The organism is Pseudomonas indica NBRC 103045 (assembly GCF_002091635.1).
Classification (GTDB): Bacteria; Pseudomonadota; Gammaproteobacteria; order Pseudomonadales; family Pseudomonadaceae; genus Pseudomonas_M; species Pseudomonas_M indica.
Genome location: NZ_BDAC01000053.1, coordinates 1 through 1,225, shown reverse-complemented (window position 1 = coordinate 1,225; position 1,225 = coordinate 1). Strand labels below are relative to the sequence as shown.

The 1,225-nt window shown below is 48.0% G+C and carries 2 protein-coding genes; both read right to left on the bottom strand.

Going from position 1 to position 1,225, the window contains the following annotated elements; all coding sequences use genetic code 11:
- A partial coding sequence (locus PIN01S_RS26120) for a rubredoxin (RefSeq protein WP_139809713.1) occupies window positions 1-208 on the bottom strand: 208 nt, incomplete at its 3' end.
- Between the two features lie 216 nt (window positions 209-424).
- The coding region (locus PIN01S_RS26115; protein WP_084339829.1) for an alkane 1-monooxygenase at window positions 425-1,225 on the bottom strand (801 nt) is incomplete at its 5' end.

The window sequence follows — 1,225 nt, the reverse complement described above, 5'->3', positions numbered from 1 at the left end:
CAAGCTGACTATTCACCCCTAGCTGTGTTTCTTTCGAGGGAGAATCCGCGAGAAAGATAAAGTCCACCTTGTCTCGAACTGCGCAGTCCGGGCATGCCCAATCTTTGGGGATATCATTCCAGCTGGTGTTCGGGTGGAAACCTTCGTGCGGCTCCCCCTTATTTTCATCATAGATATACTGACAATCTGGACACTGGTACCTTGACATTCTCCCACTCTCCTATTAACTCAGCGTTAGTCGCTGCTCCGACAACTTCATCAGAGTGAAACTATCGGAGCAGGTCGCCTTCAAAGCAATTACAGAGAGGCAATCAACCCTCAGCACTTTAGCGAAGTGCACTCTTTGTGAGAGCTTTCAACGCCGCACATAAAATTGAAGCACTTATTGTAAATATCGACCGCCGGGCTCTGCGTGCTCACATAACTACGATGCTACCGCAGAGGTACTCGAACTATGACCAGCACTACTAGTGCCAAATTTTTTCAAATAGGTTTCTCGCATCGAATCATCAATTTGGATCTTATTAAGGTCACCACCAGCCCAATCTACTACCTTGGGATCCATAACTGATCTAAACCACTGAGGAATCATCGCCATCAAAAATGCACCAGGGTAACCCGTCGGAAGAGCCGGCAGGCCGGGAAAATCCCGAAGTGACTGATAAGAACGTGTTGGATGCGCGTGGTGATCCGAGTGCCGCTGAAGGTGGAACAGCACTAGATTAGAGACGATGTGATTACTATTCCAAGAATGGTGCGGCTTTTGATGCTCATATCGACCGTCCTCCATTTTTTGACGGAGCAAGCCGTAATGTTCAATATAGTTCGCACTGGTCAGCTGCCACCAACCGAAAGCCATTTGAATCGGCAGGAACACCAGCATCTTAGGTCCAAACAAGGCAAGGAGAACGGCGTAAAGAATAACTGTGATGATCATTGGTTGGAGGATTTCATTATCGAAACTCCAAACGCTTTGGCCACGGCGCGAAAGGCGTTGTTCCTCAAGCCCCCAAGCACGAATAAATGCTCCTGGGATCTCACGGATTGAAAACTTATAAATGCTTTCTCCCATCCGGGATGTTGCAGGATCCATCGGTGTAGCGACATCACGGTGATGACCCTTATTATGCTCAATAAAGAAGTGACCGTACCCTACGACAGCCAACACAATTTTGGCCATCCAACGATCAAAAGTCTCCTTCTTGTGACCGAGTTCGTGTCCTGT